General features: G+C 72.3%; 24 protein-coding genes and 1 tRNA gene. 7 read left to right on the forward strand and 18 right to left on the reverse strand.

The genetic code is table 11. From position 1 onward, the window contains the following. Positions 1–1,106: 1,106 nt before the first annotated feature. Complete coding sequence (locus tag EOE48_RS13685) at positions 1,107–1,796, forward strand: exopolysaccharide biosynthesis polyprenyl glycosylphosphotransferase (protein WP_127729945.1); 690 nt, start codon at positions 1,107–1,109, stop codon at positions 1,794–1,796. Positions 1,797–1,893: 97 nt separating this feature from the next. Here EOE48_RS13685 and EOE48_RS13690 read toward each other — a convergent pair whose 3' ends face one another. The 3 genes from EOE48_RS13690 to bcsS all read right to left on the reverse strand — a co-directional run bounded on the left by EOE48_RS13690 (position 1,894) and on the right by bcsS (position 3,813). Then, positions 1,894–2,058, reverse strand: a complete 165-nt coding sequence (locus EOE48_RS13690) for a DUF2256 domain-containing protein (RefSeq protein WP_127729948.1) — start codon at positions 2,056–2,058, stop codon at positions 1,894–1,896. 11 nt (positions 2,059–2,069) lie between these two features. After that, positions 2,070–2,936: a formyltransferase family protein gene (locus EOE48_RS13695; protein WP_127729951.1), complete on the reverse strand. Its 867-nt coding sequence runs from the start codon at positions 2,934–2,936 to the stop codon at positions 2,070–2,072. 151 nt (positions 2,937–3,087) lie between these two features. Continuing rightward, complete coding sequence (gene bcsS, locus EOE48_RS13700; RefSeq protein WP_127729954.1) at positions 3,088–3,813, reverse strand: cellulose biosynthesis protein BcsS; 726 nt, start codon at positions 3,811–3,813, stop codon at positions 3,088–3,090. A 293-nt stretch (positions 3,814–4,106) separates the two neighbouring features. On the opposite strand from bcsS, the gene EOE48_RS13705 reads away from it, so the two are divergent. Then, positions 4,107–4,376: an usg protein gene (locus EOE48_RS13705; protein ID WP_127729957.1), complete on the forward strand. Its 270-nt coding sequence runs from the start codon at positions 4,107–4,109 to the stop codon at positions 4,374–4,376. Between the two features lie 169 nt (positions 4,377–4,545). Beyond that, the gene (locus tag EOE48_RS13710) at positions 4,546–5,115 is read left to right on the forward strand and encodes an exopolysaccharide biosynthesis protein (RefSeq protein ID WP_127730218.1); all 570 of its coding nucleotides are present in this window, start codon (positions 4,546–4,548) and stop codon (positions 5,113–5,115) included. 53 nt (positions 5,116–5,168) lie between these two features. Here the strand turns inward: EOE48_RS13710 and EOE48_RS13715 are convergent, their stop codons facing one another. The 5 genes from EOE48_RS13715 to EOE48_RS13735 all read right to left on the reverse strand — a co-directional run bounded on the left by EOE48_RS13715 (position 5,169) and on the right by EOE48_RS13735 (position 9,477). Then, entirely contained in the window at positions 5,169–5,762 is a 594-nt protein-coding gene (locus tag EOE48_RS13715) for a nucleotidyltransferase family protein (protein ID WP_127729959.1), read from the reverse strand. Further along, the gene (locus EOE48_RS13720) at positions 5,759–6,778 is read right to left on the reverse strand and encodes a molybdopterin-binding protein (protein ID WP_127729962.1); all 1,020 of its coding nucleotides are present in this window, start codon (positions 6,776–6,778) and stop codon (positions 5,759–5,761) included. Before EOE48_RS13720 ends, EOE48_RS13715 begins: the two co-directional genes overlap by 4 nt. Then, a complete protein-coding gene (locus EOE48_RS13725) occupies positions 6,775–7,473 on the reverse strand; it encodes an XdhC family protein (protein WP_127729964.1) in 699 nt (232 codons plus the stop codon). The genes EOE48_RS13720 and EOE48_RS13725 overlap by 4 nt, the downstream gene beginning before the upstream one ends. A gap of 10 nt (positions 7,474–7,483) precedes the next feature. Continuing rightward, positions 7,484–7,807 (reverse strand): XdhC family protein, encoded by a 324-nt coding sequence (locus EOE48_RS13730; RefSeq protein WP_127729967.1) that lies wholly within the window; start codon positions 7,805–7,807, stop codon positions 7,484–7,486. Positions 7,808–7,890: 83 nt separating this feature from the next. Then, positions 7,891–9,477: a histidine kinase famiy protein gene (locus tag EOE48_RS13735; protein ID WP_246154344.1), complete on the reverse strand. Its 1,587-nt coding sequence runs from the start codon at positions 9,475–9,477 to the stop codon at positions 7,891–7,893. Between the two features lie 273 nt (positions 9,478–9,750). Between EOE48_RS13735 and EOE48_RS13740 the strand changes: the two genes are divergently transcribed. Further along, a tRNA-Pro gene (locus EOE48_RS13740) sits at positions 9,751–9,827 on the forward strand. A 490-nt stretch (positions 9,828–10,317) separates the two neighbouring features. Continuing rightward, complete coding sequence (locus tag EOE48_RS13745) at positions 10,318–11,568, forward strand: DUF2254 domain-containing protein (protein WP_187371410.1); 1,251 nt, start codon at positions 10,318–10,320, stop codon at positions 11,566–11,568. A gap of 405 nt (positions 11,569–11,973) precedes the next feature. Here the strand turns inward: EOE48_RS13745 and EOE48_RS13750 are convergent, their stop codons facing one another. From EOE48_RS13750 to EOE48_RS13760, 3 genes are all read right to left on the reverse strand, one after another. Then, complete coding sequence (locus EOE48_RS13750; RefSeq protein WP_127729976.1) at positions 11,974–13,206, reverse strand: alpha/beta hydrolase; 1,233 nt, start codon at positions 13,204–13,206, stop codon at positions 11,974–11,976. A gap of 186 nt (positions 13,207–13,392) precedes the next feature. Continuing rightward, positions 13,393–13,698, reverse strand: a complete 306-nt coding sequence (locus EOE48_RS13755) for a hypothetical protein (protein WP_127729978.1) — start codon at positions 13,696–13,698, stop codon at positions 13,393–13,395. Between the two features lie 73 nt (positions 13,699–13,771). After that, positions 13,772–14,410, reverse strand: a complete 639-nt coding sequence (locus tag EOE48_RS13760) for a TetR/AcrR family transcriptional regulator (RefSeq protein WP_127729981.1) — start codon at positions 14,408–14,410, stop codon at positions 13,772–13,774. A 143-nt stretch (positions 14,411–14,553) separates the two neighbouring features. On the opposite strand from EOE48_RS13760, the gene EOE48_RS13765 reads away from it, so the two are divergent. Both EOE48_RS13765 and EOE48_RS29205 read left to right on the forward strand, forming a co-directional pair. Continuing rightward, positions 14,554–14,955 carry a RidA family protein gene (locus tag EOE48_RS13765; protein WP_127729984.1) on the forward strand — a complete coding sequence of 134 codons (402 nt, stop codon included), beginning with the start codon at positions 14,554–14,556 and terminating at the stop codon, positions 14,953–14,955. A 169-nt stretch (positions 14,956–15,124) separates the two neighbouring features. Next, positions 15,125–15,280, forward strand: a complete 156-nt coding sequence (locus tag EOE48_RS29205) for a hypothetical protein (RefSeq protein WP_187371411.1) — start codon at positions 15,125–15,127, stop codon at positions 15,278–15,280. A gap of 19 nt (positions 15,281–15,299) precedes the next feature. On the opposite strand, the gene EOE48_RS13770 is transcribed toward EOE48_RS29205, so the two are convergent. The 7 genes from EOE48_RS13770 to EOE48_RS13800 form a co-directional block, all read right to left on the reverse strand. Beyond that, on the reverse strand, positions 15,300–16,826 hold the full coding sequence (locus EOE48_RS13770) for a CYTH and CHAD domain-containing protein (protein ID WP_127729988.1): 1,527 nt from the start codon (positions 16,824–16,826) through the stop codon (positions 15,300–15,302). 210 nt (positions 16,827–17,036) lie between these two features. Continuing rightward, complete coding sequence (phnN, locus tag EOE48_RS13775) at positions 17,037–17,576, reverse strand: phosphonate metabolism protein/1,5-bisphosphokinase (PRPP-forming) PhnN (RefSeq protein ID WP_187371412.1); 540 nt, start codon at positions 17,574–17,576, stop codon at positions 17,037–17,039. Then, the gene (locus EOE48_RS13780; RefSeq protein ID WP_127729993.1) at positions 17,576–18,709 is read right to left on the reverse strand and encodes an alpha-D-ribose 1-methylphosphonate 5-triphosphate diphosphatase; all 1,134 of its coding nucleotides are present in this window, start codon (positions 18,707–18,709) and stop codon (positions 17,576–17,578) included. Before EOE48_RS13780 ends, phnN begins: the two co-directional genes overlap by 1 nt. A gap of 15 nt (positions 18,710–18,724) precedes the next feature. Next, complete coding sequence (phnL, locus tag EOE48_RS13785; protein ID WP_127729997.1) at positions 18,725–19,429, reverse strand: phosphonate C-P lyase system protein PhnL; 705 nt, start codon at positions 19,427–19,429, stop codon at positions 18,725–18,727. Continuing rightward, a complete protein-coding gene (gene phnK / locus EOE48_RS13790) occupies positions 19,426–20,211 on the reverse strand; it encodes a phosphonate C-P lyase system protein PhnK (protein WP_127730000.1) in 786 nt (261 codons plus the stop codon). Before phnK ends, phnL begins: the two co-directional genes overlap by 4 nt. Next, entirely contained in the window at positions 20,208–21,080 is an 873-nt protein-coding gene (locus EOE48_RS13795) for an alpha-D-ribose 1-methylphosphonate 5-phosphate C-P-lyase PhnJ (RefSeq protein ID WP_127730003.1), read from the reverse strand. Before EOE48_RS13795 ends, phnK begins: the two co-directional genes overlap by 4 nt. Continuing rightward, positions 21,077–22,168: a carbon-phosphorus lyase complex subunit gene (locus EOE48_RS13800; RefSeq protein WP_127730005.1), complete on the reverse strand. Its 1,092-nt coding sequence runs from the start codon at positions 22,166–22,168 to the stop codon at positions 21,077–21,079. The genes EOE48_RS13795 and EOE48_RS13800 overlap by 4 nt, the downstream gene beginning before the upstream one ends. Position 22,169: the final 1 nt, after the last annotated feature.

Here is a 22,169-nt window from a genome sequence, read left to right on the forward strand (position 1 = left end):
AGACATCGCTCGGCGCGTCAAAGCCGCGCACAAGTCAGCACGCCACCGCCGTGCCGACCAAATGCCGCACGCGGAAAAATTCCGGAATAAGAACAGCTCTCGATCGTGCCGGAAGATCGACACGCGCCATCCATGGTGAACGGGGCACGCCACACCGGATGCCGCCCCCATCTCGTGTCTTGATGCCGCCTTACCCAAGGAGACGAAGCGTCGGGCACGACCGGAATGCGGCCGGATCCGATTTCACGACTTTCGATCCGCTCGCGAGGACCGGAGCAGCAGCCATGTCTCGTACGACATCCGATCGATCGCCTGGCGATCCCCGCGGGATCGCTTCGCGATGCGGCTGTCGGCGTCGCCCATGCGTGTGTAGCCCCCCGGCTCCACCGCGCGGGCTTCGATACGATGCCCGGAGCCACTCTTCCGGACATCGCATCACCGGGCGGGATGGCAGGAGGGTCGTCCGCGGCGACGTCGGTGCATCGCCGCGACCGTCTCCTTCCGGCGCCCGGCCGATCCAAGCACGGATCGGACCCGGGAGCCACATCGGTCCGTCCGGCTACGTAGATAACCGAAGAAACCGCCTGCATCGCACGGCAGCGGGAAGTCGAACTGTGTCCGTTCGCACACGCACGTTGCTGCGGTGCAACTCGTGCAACGGCGCACGTCGCACCGTCTCGTCGTCCTGCCGGACGGGTCACGGCAGTCACGAAGGGGCGATCCATCCGCCGCTCGAAGACGATTCGCCTCCAATTCATAATAGAAATTTAAACATCTTCGCCACTCGTCCGCGCGCAACTCCGATGAGGAGGCGGGGAAACATCGGAGACGGACTCGCCAGGCGCCGCAGCGGTGGCTACGAAAGAGGTATCACTGCGATCCGAGAGCAAATCCATGGCCGGGGAAGATTGCGCACAACTCGTTTTTGTGCAGGGCGAGGTTGTTGAGTCGCAACCCGATCCTCTTGGCGGAACCAAGTTTCGCCCCAAGCTTCGCAGAAACACCGCGATGCCAGCAATCCGGAGACTTGACGTTCGCCATCCGGCAGCGTAGGAAACCATCATACCGCAGCGCAGCAAAATGGCTCTTGGGCCATGTGAGGTGCAATGACCACACCTTCGCAGGCGACAGCTTCGTCCTCGTCCCAGGCAGATCACGCAGCCGTCGCGGGGTTCGGCGGAGGGCTTGCGGTCGCCGGTGTCGGCCGGGTCGACGCCAAGGTCGCCCTGGATTTCGCGGCCGCCCTGTTCGGCCTCGTGATGATCGCGCCGTTCCTGATCATCGTCGCCGTCGCCATCGTGCTCGACAGCAAGGGGCCCGTGTTCTTCCGCCAGACGCGGACCGGCATCGACGGCAAGCCGTTCAAGATCTTCAAGTTCCGCACGATGCGCGTCCAGGAGGACGGCCACGTCGTCACCCAGGCGAAGGTCGGCGACAGCCGGGTCACCCGGGTCGGACGCTTCCTGCGCAAGACCAGCATCGACGAGTTGCCCCAGCTCATCAACGTCCTGCGCGGCGAGATGTCCCTCGTCGGTCCCCGGCCGCACGCCCTGGCCCACGACCAGCTCTACGGCCGCGAGATCCCGGCCTACAAGGAGCGCTTCGCGGTCCGTCCGGGCCTGACCGGCTGGGCCCAGGTCCAGGGCTCCCGCGGCGAGACCCCGACCACCGCCGACATGGAGCGGCGGATCACCCTCGATCTCTGGTACATCGAGAACCGCAGCCTGCTGCTCGACATCCAGATCATCCTGCGCACGGTCTGGACCGAGATCGCCCGCAAGACGAACGCCTACTGATCGACGATCCCGGGCGGCCTCCCGTCCAGGGCGGTCGCCATCGATCCGCGCAAGCCTCGCGACCGTCGTCGCGGGGCTTTTCCGCGTCGAGTCCGGTTCACGTCTCGGTTCGCCGCGCCTGCTTCGCCTCGGCGCGGCAGCGGTCGGAGCAGTAGCGCACCTCGTCCCACACCTTCGCCCACGCCTTGCGCCACGCGAACGGCCGGTGGCAGACCGGGCAGACCTTCTGCGGCAGGTCGCCCTTGCGGCGCATCTTCGGCATCGGACCGTCCCTCAGCGGCCGGTCTTGCCGGCATCGGCGAGGGAGATGGTGCTCCAGCGGGTGATCTGCACGTAGCCGTCCCGGGCCGCCACCACGACGTGCCGGCGGTGACGGTGCACGACGGTGCCGGGGGCGTGACGGTGCGGCTCGGTCCAGCCGTCCGCCGCCGCGACGAAGACCCGGGCGTCGCCGAGCCGCGCGATCGTCTCGATCGTCCCGAACGCCCGCACCCGCCGCAGCACCGCGTCGACGCCCTGGCGGAAGTCGAGGGTCCGGTCGGCATCCGTCGCCCGCGGCCAGTAGGCGCCGTCCCCCTGGGGCTCGGCCGCCCGCCACCGTGCCGGCAGGTCGCGGGCGATCGGTCCCTCGACCAGCCGCTGCGCCGCCATCTGGCACTTGGCCAGCAGGGTCTCGTGGGTCTCGTGCGGGGCGGTGGCGAACAGGTCCTGGGCCAGGATGTCGCCGGTGTCGAAGCCCGATTCTGCGAGAACGTGGGCGGTGACGCCCCAGGTCTCGTAGGAATCGAGGATCGCCTTGAACAGCGGGTAGGGACCGCGTCCGTCCGGCAGCGGCGACGGGTGCAGGTTGAGGGCGTAGCGGACCCGCCCGGCCCAGCCGGTGACGAGCCACGGATAGCCGGCCACCACCAGGGCCCAGTCGCGGCCGTGAATCGCCGCCAAGGCGTCGAGGTCCGCAGGCCGCAGCCGCGAGAGCTGGATCGGTACCTTGTGGTGGCGTGCCAGGGCGACGACGGTCTCGTTGTGGTCGTAGATCCCGTCGCAGGGCCGGGTGAACAGCTTGACCGGCTCCCAGCCCGCCCGCACCAGCCCCTCGAACACACCGCCGAGGAAGTCGATCCCCGCGAAGGCGAATTTCATCGGCGCACTCCCTTGCGATCCGCCCCTCGCGCGGGGTCGTGCGGGACGCCGGCCCACCTCGCCCGGTCGCCGCGGATGCCGGGCCAGACCTACCCAAGCCCGGTCGCCGTCGGCAACTCCCCGAAGGACCGGCCAGCCGCCGAGGCCGGGTTCAGTCGAGATCCCGCCACAGGGTCAGGGCGCCGTAGGCGCCCGGCCGCCGCTCGCGCTCCTCGTAGAGCCAGCCGCCGGACAGGCGCAGGCTCACGCCCCACCCGGTCCACTCGGTCGCATGCAGGCCGAGGCTCCACTTCCGGTAGCCGGTCCGGTCGGCGTAGAGCGCGATCTCGGGTCCGAGATAGGCCCCGAGTGCCCGGACACCGAACGATCCCCGGGTCCACACGTCGCCGCGGGCGCTGCCGGCGATCGCCGTCAGGGTCAGGAGGGTCGTCGGAGCCGGCCGCGTCCAGACCTCTCCATGGAGGCGAAGGCCGGGAGACGGACCGACCGCCTTCGCGGCCTCGCGCTGGTCGAAGTCGATCTCGGGACCGACGAACAGCGCCACCACGCCCCAGTCCGCGAACCATTGCCGGCCGCCGACGACGCTCGCCTTGACCGTGTGCCGGCGCACCCGCTTGGGCGAGCCCTCCCACGCGCCGCGGATCTCGGACCGGCCGCCATAGCCGAGGCTGCCGAGCACGACGGCGCCGTCGCGGCCGACCGGATCGACGGCGTGCTTCGCTCCCACCGTGACGAACGAGGAACTGCCGGCATCGAGACTGCCGAACAGCACGGTGCGGGCGTCGGCCCGTTCGTCGGCCCAGGCGAGGTCGGCGAGCACCAGCCCGCCGAGGCCGACGAGGCGACCGGCCCGCCGCAGACCCGCCCTGCGACGCATGTGCGTCTCCGCCTCTCCGAATACGGAAAGAAGTTTTCCATTTTACCTTGCGTCATGCAAGTCGATGATGCCGACGGCACGCGCCGCGCCTCCGGCGACGGTGCCTGGAGCGACCGGGCCCGGCAGATCCTGCTCGGCCGGCGCTGGCACTCGCAGTCGAAGATTGCTAATGCGAGCGTTCACCAAGCTATCGACAGAAAAAATCGTTGATTTTAACGATCCCTTCACCGCATCATCGCAGTGTTAACCGGCAAACAAGTCGGCCCTCCGGCCGCTTCATCGAAGGAGGTCACATGGTCTCCACGGATTTCCTGCGTCAGATCGAGGGTTACGGTCTCACCACGGCGCGGATCCTGTACCGGATCCCCGACCATCGTTCGGTGCTCCAGACCTATCTCTGGCAGGATTACGACCTCGCTCCGGACTTTCCCGTGCTGCAGAAATTCCTCGCCTTCTGGAAGCGCGAGCTGGACGGGCCGCTGCACTCGGTGCGGGTGGCGCATTCCTGCCTCATCAAGCCGGCCGAGTTCCTCAGCGTGAACGGCGTCCTGACGCTGCACTGAGGCCGGGTACGAGCCGTTGACGTCGACTCGGCCCCGCGCCCGGCTCCGCGCTCGACTCCGCGCTCGACTTGGCCCCGGGGTCACTCTGGGCTAGAGCAGGCGCGCCAGCGAGGCAGCGGACGGCCCGAGCTCCTTGACCCAGTTTGCGCGAACTTCCGAGGTTCTCACCGTGCTGGCGGCACAGGAGACGGACCGGCTCACGGTCGGCGACATCGTGGCGGTCCTGCGCGACCGGGCCTTCGCCCTGCTCATCGTGCTCCTCGGCCTGCCGAACTGCCTGCCGATGCCGCCGCCGATCCCGCTGATCTGCGGCCTGCTGCTCGCCCTCGTGGCCGGCCAGCTCGCCGCCGGCATGGCCTCGCCGTGGCTGCCGCGCAGCCTGCTCGGCCGCTCGATCCGCAAGGCCGACCTGCAGCGCGCGGTGTCGCGGGCGGTGCCGATCCTGCGCCGGCTCGAACGCTGGTCGCGGCCGCGCATCCGCCTGTTCGAGCACGGGCTGGCCATGCGCACCATGGGCCTCTTGATCCTCACCCTCGCCCTCGCCCTCATCGTGGCGGCCCCGATCGTCGGGCAGATCCCCCTCGGGCTGGCGGTCTCGCTGGTCGGGCTCGGCCTCGTGGAGCGCGACGGCGTGGTGGTGATGATCGGCCTCGGCCTCGGCGCCCTCGGGGTGCTGCTCAACCTCGGCTTCGTCTACGCGGTCTTCACCGGGATCATGAGCCTGCTCAGCCTCGCCTGATCCCGCCTCAAGCCGTCACCGGCCCCGGGGCCGGCCTCAGGCAGGCACTGGCCTCAGGCAGGCAGGCGGGCGAGCGCCTCGGGCGTGTCGACGTCGGCGAGCACGCCGTCGCTCGCCACCGGCCATTCCAGCACGTCGCTCCGTCCCGTCAGGAGCGGGCCGAAGCCGCGGTCGCCGGAGAGCCCCGCGAGTTCGGCGGAGAGGCGGCGGCGGTCGATGAGGACCGGGTTGCCGCGCCGCCCGTCCCGCACCGGAACCACCGCCGCGGGCGCCGGGTCGCCCCCCGCGAAGGCCGCCGCGAGGCTGCGCAGCAGGGCGGGCGTCACCCGCGGCATGTCGCCGAGGAGCACGATCGCCGCCGCGACCGCGTCCGGCAGCGCCGCCAGCCCGGCCCGGACCGAGGTCGACAGCCCTTCGCCGTAGAGCGGGTTGAGGACGGTGCGCAGCGCGAGCCCGTCCAGCGCCGCGGCGACCCCGGCCGCCTCGTGGCCGAGCACCGCCACCACCGGGCCGAGTCCCGCCGCGACGGCGGCCCCGGCGGCATGGCGGACCAGCGGCCGGCCGTCGAGGGGCGCGAGCAGCTTCGGCGCCGCGCCGAAGCGGGTGCCGCGCCCGGCGGCCAGCACGACGATGCCGACCTCCCTCACGCCTCGTCCTCGCTCGCCTCGCCGCCCCGGGGCTGCGGGCGCGACACGATCTCCATCAGCAGGCCGCCGACGCCGAAGCCGATCACGTCCGCCCGCGTCACCGGCAGCCCGGCGAGCAGCCGGTGCAGCACCCAGTCGAAGCCGTTCTCCTTCGGCGAGCGGGCGCAGCCCGGCGCGCCGATCACCGGCATCGCCCCGAGGCGACCGAGCAGCAGCAGGTTGCCCGGATCGACCGGCATGCCGAGATGCTCCACCGTCCCGCCGGCCGCCTCGATCCCGGCCGGGATCACGTCGCGGCGGTCGGCGATCGCCGAGGCCCCGAACACGACCGCGAGATCCGCCCCCTCCCCCGCCGCCCCGGCGAGCGCGGCGGCCAGGGACGCGGCCTCGTGCGGGATGCGGGCATCGGCGACGAGGCGGGCGCCGGCCGGGGCGAGCCGCTCGGCGAGCACCCGCAGGGTCTTGTCGACCACGCTCGGCTTCAGCCCGGGCAGCAGGGTCGAGACCGCCGCCACCCGGCTCAGGCGGTAGGGCGCCACCGCGAGCGGCGGCCGCCGGAGCACGGCCAGCGCGCGGTCGAGGACCGCACCCGGCACCGCGTAGGGAATGATCTTGACCGTCGCGACCATCTCGCCGGGCACCACCGGCTTGAACGGCGTCAGGGTGGCGAGGGTCACCGCCTCGTCGACGGCGTTGACCGCGTCGACCGCCGGGCGGTCGATCGTGAGCAGGCCGGCGCCGGTGGCGTGCAGGTTGGCCCGGCCGGTGAACGGCGCCGCGACCTCGAGCCCCGGGCCGGCGCAAGCCGCCGCGAGCCGCCCGGCCGCCTCGTCCTCGGGCACGTCCCCGGGCTCCAGCGCCGCCGCCACGATCTCGTGCAGGCCGGCTGCCGCCAGCGCCCGGGCGTCGTCGGCGCCGATGGGGCGGCCCTTGCGCACCACCACGTCGCCGGCGCGCACGGAATGCGCCGCCACCAGACCGACGGCCTGCGCGACCGGAACCGGGCCGAACCTCACGCCGGAGCCCGGCGCGGCCCCTGGCGCAGGGCGGCGACGACCTCGGCGAGCACCGAGACCGCGATCTCGGGCGGGCTGACGGCACCGATGTCGAGGCCGATCGGCGCGCGGATGCGCCCGATCGCCTCCGGCGACAGCCCGGCGGCGGTCAGCCGCTCGACCCGCCTCGCGTGGGTTTTCCGCGAGCCAAGCGCCCCGACGTAGAAGCACTCGGCCCTCAGCGCCGCGACGAGGGCCGGATCGTCGATCTTGGGGTCATGGGTCAGGGCCGCGACGGCGGTGTAGCGGTCGAGCGGCGGGAGCCCGGCCAGGGCCTCGTCCGGCCACAGGGCGATCAGCGGCACGTCCGGGAACCGCTCGGGGGTCGCGAAGGCGGTGCGCGGGTCGATCACCGTGACGTCGAGCCCGACCGCCGCCGCCATCGGGGCGAGGCCCTGGCTGATATGGACCGCGCCGATCAGGATGAGGCGCGGCGGCGGCACCTGCACGGTGAGGAACTGCGCCCCGGCCTCGGTCTCGACGAGGCCGCTGCGGCCGGAGCGCAGCCGCGCCAGCAACTCGTCGGAGAGCGGGTCGCCGGCCGCCTCGTCCTCGCGCACGAGGCGCTGCTCGCCGCCCTCGACGGCGGTGACGAGGATCGCCGCCCGGCGGGCGGCGCGTTCGAGGTTGAGGCGTCGCAGGAGATCGAGCTTCACGGCCGCCCCCTCACTCGACGCGTTCGAGGAGGACGCGGATGCGGCCGCCGCAGGACAGGCCGACCCGCCACGCGGTCTCGTCGGCGATGCCGAATTCGAGCACCCGCGGCCGGCCGTCCTCGATCACGTCGGCCGCCTCGGTGATGACCGCGCCCTCGACGCAGCCGCCGGAGACCGAGCCGAGGAAGTTGCCCTCCTCGTCGACGACGAGATGGCTGCCCACCGGCCGCGGCGCCGAGCCCCAGGTCTCGATCACCGTCGCGAGGGCGACCCCGCGCCCGGCGCCGCGCCACGACTCGGCGGCGGAGAGGATGTCGGTCTCGGTCGTGAGCATGGCTGGCGGACTCGCTGGACCCTTGATTATGTTCGTGGCCGCCGGCGGCGCGTCAAGCGGCTGCGTCCCGACGCCCGCGCCGGTCAGCCATGATGCGGCTCGCCCGGTGACGTCCGGGGAGCGCCGCCGCGGTCGAGGGCGGCGCGGATCCGGTCGGCGAGCTCCGCCTTGCGGTAGGGCTTGCCGAGCACGTCCATGGTCGGGGCCTGCGGGCCCTCCGCCACCAGTTCCTCGTTGTAACCGGTGGTCAGCAGCACCGGCAGGCCGGGCCGGCGCCGGCGCGCCTCCTCGGCGAGCCGCAGGCCGTTGAGGCTGCCCGGCATCACGATGTCGGAAAACAGCAGGTCGAAGGCGGTGCCGGCCTCGACCACCCGCAGGGCCTCGTCGCCGTCGCGGGCCACGAGGACCCGGTAGCCGAGGCTCTCGAGGTAGTCGCGGGCCAGCGCCCGCACGTCGTCGCTGTCCTCGGCCACCAGGATCGTCTCGTGGCCGATCCGCGGGTCGCCCCCGGCCTCGCCGCCGAACGCGCCGGCCTCGCCGGCGGAGGCCGGAAACAGCATCGACACCGTGGTGCCGGTGCCCGGCCGGCTCTCGATCGTCAGCCGCCCGAGGGATTGCTGCACGAAGCCGTGCACCATCGCCAGCCCGAGCCCGGTGCCCTTGTTCGGCCCCTTGGTCGAGAAGAACGGCTCGGTCGCCCGCTCGGCGACGTGGGCGGGCATGCCCTCGCCCTCGTCGCGCACCCGCAGGCGCACGTAGGGCCCGGGCTTGAGACCCTGCTCGCCGGGCCCGATCTCCACCGCCTCGGTGACGATCGTCACCGGGCCGCCCTCCGGCATCGCGTCGCGGGCGTTGATGAGCACGTTGAGCAGCGCCATCTCGAGATGAGTGCGGTCGAGCACCGTCGGCGGCAGCCCGGGCGTCAGTTCGAGCCGCAGGACGATGCCGGCGCCCAGCGTGTTCTCGATCACCTCCGCGAAGGCGAGCACGAGGGCGTTGAGGCCGAACGAGGTCGGCTCCAGCCGCGTCTTGCGGGCGAAGGCGAGGAGCTGCTTCGTCAGCTTGGCGCCCCGCTCCGCGGCGCGGGCGGCGTTGCCGATCTGGCGCAGCGGCCGGTCGGCCGTGACGTGGCCGCGCGCCATCTCGAGGTTGCCCGAGATGACCTGGAGCAGGTTGTTGAAGTCGTGGGCGAGGCCGGCGGTGAGCTGGCCGATCGACTCCATCTTCTGCGCCTGACGGAACGCCTGCTCGGAGTTGCGCCGGCGGGTCACGTCGAGCTGCGAGGCGAAGAAGTACAGGAGGTCGCCGGCCTCGTCGTAGACCGGCCCGATGAAGATGCCGTTCCAGAACGGCGTGCCGTCGCGCTTGTAGTTCAGGATCTCGGTCGAGATCGACTGCCGGGCCTCGACCGCCTCGCGCAGCTCGCGCACCGTCTCGCGGTTGGTCTGCGGCCCCTGGAGGAAGCGGCAGTTGCGGCCGACGAGTTCGGCCTCCTCGTAGCCGGTGAGGTCCTGGAACGCCCGGTTGGCGAAGATGATCGGATTGTCGCCCTGGCGCGGATCGGTGAGGATCATCGGCATCCGGGTCATCTCGACCGCGGCGAAGAACACGCTGCCGCGCTCGTCGAGGCCCGGACGGGTCACGGTGGCGGAGTGCCGGTGATGGATCACCGGTTCGGCTCCGTGTCCGGGCGGCTCGCCGCCAAGGCTGTCGCTGTCGCTCACACCCGTCCCGCTCGTCGTGCCGCCCCGCAGGCAGAAGATGGGCGCTGCGGCGAGCACGACAATGTTGGCATCGATCCGGCCGCGCAAGCGCCGCCGCCGAGGATCCTGTGCCCCCGATCGGCGCCCGGCAAAAAACCCGGCCATTTTCCGTCCCGGCCCGCTTGCGGCCCCCGGGAGCCCTCGCTATAAGCCCCCTCGTCGGCGGCAGCCGGCGCGGTTCGGAGTGTAGCGCAGTCTGGTAGCGCACCACGTTCGGGACGTGGGGGTCGCAGGTTCAAATCCTGCCACTCCGACCATTCAATCATGGGCTTTGCCGGGATCCCGAAACTCCCGCCCATGGAGCCACCCTATACTTCGACGGTCTTCGCTCGGGTGGTTTTCACCCTCGGTGGTCGCTGTTGCCCGGCCGGCTGCGCTTTTTTCGCTGGATATGGAGCGCGTCGCGTCTGCGACCGATCCCGGCGGCGCTGCCCTCGACCGCGCGGGTCCCGAGCCGGCGGTGTCGCTGGCCGCGAATCCCGCCCGCCGGTGCGGGCCTGCCGCCGAAGCCCGAACGACCACGGTGACGGCGGTCGCCATGACGCTCCGGCGTCGCATGCCCTCGACATCGGCCAGCAATGCGGGATGAGGGCCCAGGTCCGGGTGGACGCGCCCGGGCAGCATCTCATACCAACGGTCGATGAAAATGGCCTTTGCTTCTGCTCTCGAATTTCCGCCAAGCCTCTGGCTGAGCGTCGGAAATTCGAGATGCGTCAGCATCCTGGGTCGTTGGTATCAGGAGTCGCCGTGACCGAAACGGGCGTGCTGCCGCGCTGGCGGCTGATCCTCTCCCGCACCCTCCGTCAGGCGTGGGTGAGGGCGACGCTCTACTGCGCCGGCGGCGTCGCCTCCGCGCTGCTCGCCTGGGAGTTCCAGTTCCTGGTCCCCGAGGACGTCGCCCTCAGCGTCGGCGCCGACGCGGTCGGCAACATCCTGAGCATCCTCGCCTCCTCGATGCTGACGGTGACCACCTTCTCGCTCACCGTCCTGGTCAACGCCCTCGGCACCGCCTCCTCGGGCGTGACGCCCCGGGCCACCACGCTGTGGAGCGAGGATCGGCGGGCCCACAACGCGCTGGCCACCTTCCTCGGCGCGTTCATGTTCTCGGTGGTCGGGATCATCGCCCTGTCCACCCGGATCTACGGGCCGGGCGGGCGGCTGCTCCTGCTCGCCGCGAGCGTGCTGGTGATCGGCCTGATCGTCGTCACCCTCCTGCGGTGGATGCAGCAGCTCACCCGCTTCGGCCGGGTCGGGGAGTCGATCCATCTGGTCGAGGCCGCCGCGTCCAGGGCGCTTCGTGCGCGCCGGGAGCGGCCGCATCTCGGCGGCGTCGCCCCCGACCCCGCCCGCCGGCAGCCCGAGCCGGTCTTCCCGGACCGCATCGGCTACGTGCAGCACGTCGACATGGCCGCGCTCACGCACGCGCTGCGCGAGCGGGACGTGCGGCTGGACGTGGCGGTGCTGCCGGGATCCTTCGTCCATCCGGCCACGCCCCTGGCCTGGGTCGATGCGGCCATGGAGGCGCAGGCGCGGAACGAGGTCCGCACGGCGTTCCTGGTCGAGGACGACCGCTCGTGGGAGCAGGATCCCCGTTTCGGCCTCTCGGTCCTGGCCGAGATCGGCTCGAAGGCGCTGCCCCCGACCGCGGCCGACTACGGGACGGCGATCGCGGTGATCGGCGCCGGCCTGCGGGTGCTGTCGCACTGGATCCCGACCTCCGCTCCGGTGCCGGAGCCGCAGCATCCGCGGATCAGCGTGCCGGCCCTGTCCGCCGACGATCTGATCGAGGACTTCTTCCACCCGCTGGCGCGCGAGGCGGGCGGGATCGTACAGGTCCTGGTCCGGATGCAGAAGGCGCTCGCCGCGCTGGCCGCGCTCTGCCCCGATCGGTTCGGCGACCCGGCCCGCCGCGCCTCCGCCCTCGTCGCCGAGCATGCCGCCGCCGCCCTTGCCGTGCCGTCGGAAAAGGCGCTCGTGGACGCCCTGACGGTGCGGTAGGGCCGCCGTGCCTCCTAAATAGAAACTCGCTGCAAACGACTGGTTTTGCAGTCGAAATTTTAAGCGCGGGATCCCCTCTCCCGGGTGGGAGAGGGGTAGGGGTGAGGGTGGAGACGGTGCCGGATCAGGCCACAACGGTTGAGCTGCGCAGCTCGACGCTGGGCGTTCATCTCGGAACCCGGGCCACCCTCACCCCCGGCCCCTCTCCCACTCGGGAGAGGGGAGCCGCGCCACGATGAAGCCGCCTTCCACGGTTGCAACGGCTGCAGGCGGACCACCGCCCGGTTTCATCCGCAAGGGACGGCAAAGCCGGTGAGCAACTGATACGAAAATCCCTATCGAAGCCCGCGCGGCGCTCGAGCGAAGCCGGTTTCCCCATCGCGAAGCGATCATTCAGAAACCGTGTCAGGGATGGGACCCGGCGGGCTCGCGCAGGGGCACGATGTCGGGCGCGAGCACCCGGTCGCGCAGGCTCCTCGGTCCGAGCAGCAGCGCGAAGACGTCGAACTCGCCCGGGCGGTCGTTGGCGAACAGGAACTGGAAGTGCATCCGGAACGGCCGCCGGCGCACCCGCCGGTAGACCGCCGGGTCGACGATCTCCCGGAACCGCGCCGAGCGGATCAGCGGGTTGGCGACCCGCGCCGGCGGCGGGCCGAGGTCGCGGGCCGGGTTGAAGCCGGGGAAGTTCATCCAGTCCTGCGGCGCCTGGTACTCGGCCCAGACCACCCGGTCGCAGGCGACGACCGCGGCGATGTCGGCGCGCACCCGCGCCGCCCGCGGGACGAGCGCCACCAGCGGCAGCCCGGCGCCGAGAGTGAGCAGCGACAGGCGCGCGCCGGGACGCAGGACGATCACCCGGGCGGCGACCTCGACGACGGCGAGCGCGCCGGAGGAATGGCCGACCAGCGTGATCTCGTCGGCGCCGTCGGCATCGATGCGGGCGGCGACGCGGGCCGCCATGGCGTCGAGGCACGCGGTGTAGTCCTCGCGCCAGCCGTTGCCGTGCTGCCACTTGAACACCCAGTCGTTGGCGAGTTGGCGCAGGAAGAACCGGTCGAGGACCGGCATGGCCAGTTGGACGAAGCCCAGGGCCGCGGCGACGGCGACCAGGATCGCACCCCAGGACCCGGCGGGCTGGCCGACGAGCCGGGTCAGGCCGCTGCCGATCCCCGCCCCCACGGCGAGCAGGATCGACGACACGACGAGCGGATAGAGCGGGATGACTCCGGCGAACCGCCGGCTCAGACGGAAGAGGTGCAGCAGGGTGCCGGTTCCCAGGCTGTGGCCGACGCTGAGCAGCAGCAGGAGCAGCGACGCCAGGACGGGGCGAGCCATGTCCCGCCGGACCATGTCGTCCCAGAGCAGGATCTCGAAGGTGGTCGCGGTCCGCCGACCCGCCAGACCGGCATCGACCGTCCAGGTTTGCGTCCGCCGATCCGCGGATTCGACGAGCGGCGAGACGTGGTGCAGCCGCATTTCGAAGCGCGCCGCATAGCGACCGAGTTCCCGCGCGAACAGGGCGTGGTAGCGGTGCCGCGCCTCGGGATCGTAGCCCGGCACATAGAAGGCATGGCGGCGTTCGATCAACCTCGTGTCGTCGGGCGCGAGATCCGGCGGCGTGAAGCCCAGCTCGCGCAATCGATGTCCTGGTCCGGGGTTACTCTTACCGTCGACGACCACGTGATCCCTGCAAACGACACGCTCGCGCACGGCGCGGCGCGGCGCGGCGCCGGCACCATGGTTCATCGGCCTACGATTCGCAAACCGGCCCGGTGTCCGTCGCGGACCCGTCCCGGCGGCCCTGCGCGGAGCACGCCGGCCGCCCTACCTCCGGCGCTCCGGGCCCTGTCCCTGGTTGGCCACGAGGGTCGCGAAGCGCTGGCGGGCGCCCCCGTCGGGATCGCGGCCGTGGAACAGGCACCACGCGATGAAGTCGTGGACCTCGATCGGCACGCGCGTCGCGAGCCGCCCGCTCCGGATCACGGAGGCCTCGAAGCTCTGTGCCTCGTTCAGCCATGCATCGTATTGCCGGGGCAGCGTCTGAGCATCCGCCATGAAGCGGCGCGCGAGCCGGTAATTGTCGGAGTCGAACCAGGGAATGCCGACAGCCTGCTCCTGGCGACCCGTCATCGATCATGTCTCTCAGCGTCAGCGATGGACACCAACTTGACTGGATCAGTCCCGTTCCAGGATTACAATTGTTCTAATTCTCGATCGCCGTGACATGGTCTCCCGGGGGTGGTTGGGGCGGCGGGGCCGCCAGCAGGCCGCTCGCGAGGCACCGGAACGCCTCGATCGCCTTGGCGAGGACCGCGCGGGGCTCGGCGGCGGCGGCGACCCACAGGGCGGCGTCGAGCGCGGCGCCGTTGATCAGCCGCGCCGCCGCCTCGGCGTCCACCGGCCGCACGATCCCCGCCTCGATGAGGGCCTGCACCGTCTCGGTCGTCTCCCGCAGGCAGGCGTTCTGCCCCGGCCACCGCGACGGATCGCCGAGGACGGCGGGCCCGTCGAGCAGCACGATCCGCTGGATCTCGGGCTCCAGCGCCAGCTCGATATAGGCCACCCCTTCCGCGACGAAGCCGAGCCAGGGAGACTCCGCGCGATCCCGCGCGGCGCGGGCCTTGGCCACCATCTCGGCGTCGATCTGGTCGATCACCGCCCGCAGCAGGCCCGTCTTGTCGCCGAAATGGTGGTAGAGCGCGCCCCGCGTCAGCCCGGCCCTGGCGGTCAGCTCGTCCATCGACGCCGCGGCGTAGCCCTTCTCCGCGAAGGCCGCCCGCGCGGTCCGGATCAGCTTCGCCCGGGTCTCCTCCATCTTCTGCGCGCGACGGCCCGTGGTCATTCCGATCTCCCGAATTTCACATACGACACGCATGTGATTTGACATACGGCACGTATGTCGCAATCTCCCGCGGATGCGGCGTCCGTGAACGTCGCCTCGCCGCCGGACAGGGCGTCCGGACGGCCGCGAACAGGAGATGGACCATGACACGGCGCGACGCGATCTTCCCGCCCGGCCGCCGGGCGCTCTACGACAGGCACCGTTACTCGGCCGCGATCCGCTCGGGCGACCTGCTCTTCGTCTCCGGTCAGGTCGGCAGCCGCGAGGACGGTTCGCCCGAGCCCGACTTCGCCGCGCAGGTCGGGCTGGCGTTCGAACGGCTGAACGCGGTCCTGGCGGCCGCCGGCTGCAGCTTCGACGACGTGGTCGACGTGACCACCTTCCACACCGATCCGGAGCGGCAGTTCGAGGCGGTGATGGCCGTGCGCGACACGGTGATCGGCGCCCCGCCCTATCCCAATTGGACCGCCGTCGGCGTGACGTGGCTGGCCGGCTTCGACTTCGAGATCAAGGCCATCGCCCGCATCCCCGACCGGGGCCGGTAGCGGACGGCGCCGGTCGGGCGGGCGGGCCGCCTCCCTGCGGGGCAGGGTCCGACCGGACCGCGACGCCGGATCCGCGGGAGCCGATTCCCGCGGCCGGAGTTGGTCCGCAGCTTGCACGCCGCAAGATCCGGCCCGGCGCTGCCGGGACCGCCCATGACGGGAGGCGCAGATGACCACTCCTCCGCATCATCATCCCCTGCTCGCCCTGACCTATCCGGCGGCGCTGCTCGGCGCCGGCATCCTGATCTGTGCCTGGGGCCTCACCCACGAGAGCGCCGCCGGCACCGTCGACGACACCGTGACGGCCGAGGTTCAGTCGCCCTGACCCTTCGGCCGCGGCGTCCTCAGCGCCAGAACGGCCGGACCTCGACCAGCGCCTCGTGCGCCCCGGCCGCCTGCTTCAGCAGCTTCGCGGAGCGGGTCTCGTTGTCCGCCGCGGTCAGGCCGGCGGCGAACAGGGCCGAGGCCGGGGCGCCGACTTGTGGCGGCAGGTCGGCCGCGAGGGTGTGGGCGGTGGCGATGTCGTTGAGGTCGCCGAGATGGTCCTGGAGATCGGACAGGGCGGCGACGAACGCCTTGTGGCGCTTGGCCGCCTTCTTGCCGGTGTAGAGGCTGCCGAAGAACTCGGAGCCGTAGCGCAGCTTCTTGGCGGCGATGCGGACCCGGTGGCGCGCCTCGGGCTCCAACTCGTCGAGGTCGCGGCCGCGCGTCTTCACCTGCCGGCGGCGCTTCTCCAGCACCCCGGTGGCGAAGGCCCGTGCCGGGGTCGCGGCCGCGGGGCGCGACAGCCACGCGCCGGTCTCGATCCAGGTCATGAGGTCGAGGACGAAGCCGCGCCATTCCGCCGAGGTCAGGGTCGCGACGACGCCGTCATAGGCCTTCAGCCGCTCGGCCTCGAGGTGCTTCTCCAGGGCGAGCAGGCCGGGCTCGTCGGGGCGCCGCTCGCGCTCGGCCGGCAGGGTCTTGGCCAGGAACACGTCGAGGTTGCGGGTGTCGCCGAACGGTTCGCTCAGCCGCTTGAGCGTCGCGACGAGGTCGGGCGTGCGCGAATCCGCCACGAGATCGCCGAACAGCGACACCGCCGAGCGCAGGCGGCGCAGGGAGACGCGGAGTTGGTGCAGGGCCTCCGGCTCGCGATGCGCCAGCAGGGCGTCCTCGTTGATCCGCATGTGGCGCAGGCAGGCATGGGCGATCGCCTGGAACGCCGCCCCGGCGCTGGCCTCGGGGTCGAGATGCAGCGTCTCGGCCTTGCTGAAGGCGCCGAGGCGCTCCCGCCGCAGGGCGTCGCCGCGCTCGGCCTTGGTCAGCACGCCCAGGCGCAACGGCACGCTCGCGGCGACCTCGCGGGCGAGCCCGAACAGATCGGCGGGCGAGCCCTGCTTGAGTTCCAGCTCGATCTCGTTGACCGGCGCGTAGCGGCCGCCGCCGTCGAGCAGGGCGGCCCGCCCCTGGTCGAGGGCGACCTCGATCCGCGCCTCGCCATGCGCCACCACCCGGGTCGCGCGCTCGACCTCGACCGCGAACATCGGCGCGACGCCGGCCTTCCCCACGAGGTCGCCCGCCGGCGTGTCGCCGAGGCGGCCGAGATCCGGGTCCGGCCCCGGCACCGTCCACTCCCATTCCGGCCGGTCGAACAGCCCGGCGGCCGAGGCGCCCGGTCCCTTCAGCGTCTGGACGTAGCCGTCGCCGTCGTGGCGCACCCGCAGGGCGTAGCCCGCCCCGCGCAGGGCGTCGTCCTCGGTGTCGAAATAGACCGATCGCAGCCGGCGCGCCGTCCAGTCCCCGTCGCCGAGCGCCGGATGGGACTTCAGCGCCGCAAGGTCCGACCCCTCGATCTCCAGCTTCAACTCGGTCTCGCGCGGCTCACTCATCCTGTCCTTCCCAATCCCACGGTGCAGCCCATCAGGGTGCCGGATGCACCCGCGGCAACGCCCGAACAGGCGACGGGATCATGAGCGAGATCAGATATTTGGCAAGGGAGGCCGCGGGCAGGGCAGCGCTTTGCCGACAAAGCGTTGCCGGTCAAAAGGTTTCCATCGGCGAGCAACCGCGCGGACGGAGTCCCGGGGGAAACCCGGCGCTCACCCCCGCCCGCGCTGGCGCAGATGGTCGAGGAAGGCCGCCGCCGCCACCTCGGGGGGGCCGTCGTTGACCAGGGTGAGGTCGGCCCGGATGCGGACCGAGCGGGCGAGGCGCGCCGCGAGGTCGCCGTCCTCGGCCCGGCCGCGGGCGGCGAGGCGCTGCGCCAGCACCTCCGGCGGCGCCGTCACCTCCACCACCGTCACCGCCGGCAGCCGCGACCGCGCCTCGGCGACCACCCGCCGCGAGACGTTGCAGACGACGACGCGGCCGGCTTCCGCCAGCCCAACGAGATCAGCCGGCAAAGCATAGCCGAGGCCGTGGGCGCGCCACGACAGCGCGAAGGCGCCATCGGCCTCGCCGCGGGCGAAGGCGGCCTCGTCGAGGGTCTCGTTGTCCTCGTGGGCGGAGGCTGGGCGCGTCACCAGCCGGCGCGGGAAGGCGTAGCCGGGCGCGTCGCCCAGCGCCTCGCGGGCGAGCCCGATCAGGGTGTCCTTGCCGGCGCCGCTCGGCCCGACGACGAGGACGAAGCCGCCGGCCATCACGCCACCTGCGCGCCGCCGCGCCAGACCCGGCGCACCACCGGGATGCCGGCGGCGACCTGCACCCGCACGAGGTCGGCGCGCAGGCCCGGCGCCAGGGCGCCGCGGTCGTCGAGCCCGGTCGCCCGGGCCGGGTTGGCGGTGACGGTGGCGATCGCCTGCGGCAGCGGGATGCCGGCCTGCTCCGGCAGGGCGAAGGCCGCCATCAGCAGGCTCGCCGGCACGTAGTCGGAGGACAGGATGTCGAGGAGCCCGGCCTTCGCCAGGGTCGCGGCGGCGACGTTGCCGGAATGCGAGCCGCCGCGGATGAGGTTGGGCGCCCCCATCATCACGGTGATGCCGGCGGCGTGGCACGCCTGCGCCGCCTCGATCGTCGTCGGGAACTCGGCCACCGCCACGCCCTCGTCGCGCGACTGCGCCACGTCGTCGAGGGTGGTGTCGTCGTGGCTCGCCAGCGCGATGCCGGCGGCCCGCGCCATCGCGACGATCGCCGGGCGGTTGGCGGCGTTGCGGGCATGCCCGTCGCGGATCTTGGCCGCGGTCGCGGCCTGGATCTCCTCCAGGGTCCGACCGCTGCGGCGGGCGTAGATGTAATACTTCTCGATGTCGCGGAACTGCCGCTGGCCGGGCGTGTGGTCCATCAGCGAGATCAGCCCGACCGGCAGGCGCGCCGCGAAGGCCGTCACCGACTCGACCACGTCCGGACAGGGCAGTTCGCAGCGCAGATGCGCCCGGTGGTCGACCCGCAGCAGCCCGGCCTCGCGCCCTTCCTCGATCGCCTCGGCGAGGCGCATCAGGTCGCGGCCGAGCCCGCTCTCGTCGGGCTCGCTGCCGGCGCGCAGGGAATCGAACACCGTGGTGATGCCCGAGGCGGCGATCTGGGCGTCGTAGGCGATCACCGCCGCCAGCGGATGCCAGCGCACCTTCGGCCGCGGCACGTAATGGCTCTCGAGGTGGTCGGTGTGGAGTTCGACGAGGCCCGGGATCAGGGTGTCGCCGGCGAGGTCGAGGCCGCGCTCCGGCGCCCTCCCCTCGCCGATCTCGGCGATGCGGCCGTCCGTTACCGCGATCCAGCCGTGCTGCACCCGGTCGGGCAGCACCAGCGTCGCGTTCTCGATCAGCATGTCGGTCATGAGCGGCCTCGCGCGTCAGGCGGCCTGACGGGGGTGGAAGCGGGTGACGTCGACGATCCGGGTCGCGACCGCGTCCCGCACGTCGGCGTCGTGGAAGATGCCGAGCACCCCGGCCCCCGCCGCCTGCCGGGCACGGATCAGGTCGATCACCACGGCGCGGTTGCCGGCGTCGAGGGAGGCGGTCGGCTCGTCGAGGAGCAGGAGCGGGTGGTCGCCGACCAGCCCGCGGGCGATGTTGACCCGCTGCTGCTCGCCGCCCGAGAAGGTCGCGGGCGGCAGGTCCCACAGCCGCTCGGGCAGGTTGAGCCGGGCGAGCAGGTCGGCGGCGCGGGTCGCGGCCTCGCCGGCGGGGAGCCCGGCCTCGCGCCCAGCCGCCGCCACCACCTCGCGGGCGCCGACCCGCGGGATCACCCGCAGGAACTGCGTCACCGAGGCGATCACGGTCCGGCGCAGGGCGATGATCCGGCGCGGGGAGGCGGTGGCGATGTCGACGGTCGCGTCGCCGTCGCGCACCAGCACGCGGCCGTGGTCGCAGCGGTAGTTGCCGAAGGCGATCTTCAGGAGCGAGGACTTGCCGGCCCCGGACGGCCCGCCGAGGACGACGCACTCGCCGGGATGGACCGAAACGTTCGCGTCCTCGACCACCGGCAGCCGCAGGCCGCCGCGCAGGTGCAGGGTGAACGCCTTGTGGACGGACTCGAGGGCGAGCAGCGCGGTCATGCGGCGAGCACCGAGGCGACGAGGAGCTGGGTATAGGGCTCGGCCGGGTCGTCGAGCACCCGGTCGGTGAGACCGGTCTCGATGACCCGGCCCGCTCGCATCACCATCACCCGGTGCGACAGCAGGCGGGCGACCGCGAGGTCGTGGGTGACGATGACGACCGCGAGGCCGAGTTCGGCGACGAGCCCCCGGATCAGGTCGAGCAGGCGCGCCTGGACCGAGACGTCGAGGCCCGAGGTCGGCTCGTCCATCAGCAGCAGCCGCGGGCCGGTGACGAGGTTGCGGGCGATCTGGAGCCGCTGGCGCATGCCGCCCGAGAAACTGCCCGGATGGTCGTCGATGCGGTCGGCCCCGATCTCGACCTTGCGCAGCCAGTCGAGGGCACTGCTTCGGATCTCGCCGTAATGGCGCCAGCCGACCCCCATCAGCCGCTCGCCGATATTGCCGCCGGCCGAGACGCCCATCCGCAGGCCCCTCGTGGCGTCCTGGCGCACGAAGCCCCAGTCGGTGCGCATCAGCGCCCGCCTGTCGGCCTCGCTCAACTCCGTGAGGTCGGCGAGCCGCCCGTCGCGCAGGCGGAAGCGCACCCGCCCGGCATCGGCCGGCACCTCGCCGGCGATCAGCGACAGCAGCGTCGACTTGCCCGAGCCCGATTCGCCCACCACCGCCAGCACCTCGCCGGGATGGAGGTCGAACGACACCCCGGCGCAGCCGAGCCGGCGGCCGTAATGCTTGCCCAGCCCCTCGACCCGGAGCAGGGGCGCGTCGTCGTCGGTCGTCATGCCCCCTCCCCCCGGTGGCCGGCCTCGCGGCGGGCCTCGCAATGGTCGGTGTCCGAGCAGACGAACATCCGCCCGCCGGCATCGTCGGTCAGCACCTCGTCGAGATAGACGTCGCCGGCGCCGCACAGGGCGCAGGGGCGGTCGAAATGCTGGACCCGGAACGGATGGTCCTCGAAGTCGAGGCTGCGCACCCGGGTGTAGGGCGGCACCGCGTAGATCCGCTTCTCGCGCCCGGCGCCGAACAGTTGCAGCGCCGGGCAGTCGTCCATCTTCGGGTTGTCGAATTTCGGCGTCGGCGACGGGTCCATCACGTAGCGGCCGGCGACCTCGACCGGGTAGGCGTAGGTGGTGGCGATGTGGCCGTGCCGGGCGATGTCCTCGTAGAGCTTGACGTGCATCGGCCCGTACTCGGCGAGCGCGTGGAGCTGGCGCGTCTCGGTCTCGCGCGGTTCGAGGAAGCGCAGCGGCTCGGGGATCGGCACCTGGTAGACCAGCACCTGCCCCTCGGCGAGCGGCGCCTCCGGGATGCGGTGGCGGGTCTGGATCACCGTGGCGTCGCGGGTGCGGGTCGTCACCGCCACCCCGGCGGTGCGGGCGAAGAACGCCCGGATCGAGACCGCGTTGGTGGTGTCGTCCGAACCCTGGTCGATGACCTTGAGCACGTCGTTCCGGCCGAGGATCGCCGCCGTGACCTGCACGCCGCCGGTGCCCCAGCCGTAGGGCATCGGCATCTCGCGGGCGGCGAACGGCACCTGATAGCCGGGGATCGCCACCGCCTTGAGGAGGGCGCGGCGGATCATCCGCTTGGTCGCCTCGTCGAGATAGGCGAAGTTGTAGCCGGTCTCGGGGACCCGGACCCGGGGGGTCATTCTGCGGCCTCCTGCGTGGCCTCGGCGTGTTCGGCGCGCATCCGGCGCACCAGCTCCAGCTCGGCCTGGAAGTCGACGTAGTGCGGCAGCTTCAGGTGCTCGACGAAGCCGGTCGCCTGGAGCGCGTCGCAATGGGCGAGGACGAATTCCTGGTCCTGGGCCGGGGCACCGCCCGCCTCGCCGAGTTCGTCCGCCCGCAAAGCGCGATCGACCAGGGCCATCGCCATCGCCTTGCGCTCGCTGTGGCCGAAGGCGAGGCCGTAGCCGCGGGTGAAGCGCGGCGCCTCGGCGGCGCTGCCGTGGAACTGGTTGACGGTCTGGCACTCGGTGACGGCGAGGCGCCCGAGCGGCACGGCAAAGCCGAGTTCCTCGGGCACGAACTCGACCTCGACCTCGCCGACCCGGATCTCGCCGACGAAGGGGTGGGTGCGGCCGTAGCCGCGCTGGGTCGAGTAGGCGAGCGCCAGCACGAAGCCCTCGTCGCCGCGGGCGAGCGCCTGAAGGCGCAGGTCCCGTTCGGCCGGGAAGTCGAGCGGCTCGCGGGTGAGGTCGCCGACCGGCGCGCCCTCGTCGGGGGGCGAGGCCTCGATCAGCCCGTCCTGCCCGAGGAGGTCGGTGACCCGCGGCGCCCGGGCGGCGTCGGGGGCCGGCTCGGCCTGCGCCGCCGGTTCGGAGGCCCCTTCCGCGGCGAGCGCGAAGTCGATCAGCCGGTGGGTGTAGTCGAAGGTCGGTCCGAGCACCTGCCCGCCGGGCAGGTCCTTGTAGGTCGCCGAGACCCGCCGGGCGAGGCGCATCGCGCCGGTGTCGAGGGGCTCGGAGGCCCCGAAGCGCGGCAGGGTGGTGCGATAGGCGCGGACGAGGAAGACCGCCTCGATCAGGTCGCCGCGGGCCTGCTTGAGCGCGAGCGCCGCGAGGTCGCGGTCGTGGAGCGAGCCCTCGGTCATCACCCGGTCGACCAGCAGGGCGAGCTGTCCGGCGATCTGGTCGACGCCGATCTCCGGCACCGCGGGATCGCCTCGTCGGGCCTCGGCGAGGAGGCGGTGGGCGCTGGCGATGGCGGCTTCGCCGCCCTTGACGGCCACGTACATC

The organism is Methylobacterium oryzihabitans, assembly GCF_004004555.2.
GTDB lineage: Bacteria > Pseudomonadota > Alphaproteobacteria > Rhizobiales > Beijerinckiaceae > Methylobacterium > Methylobacterium oryzihabitans.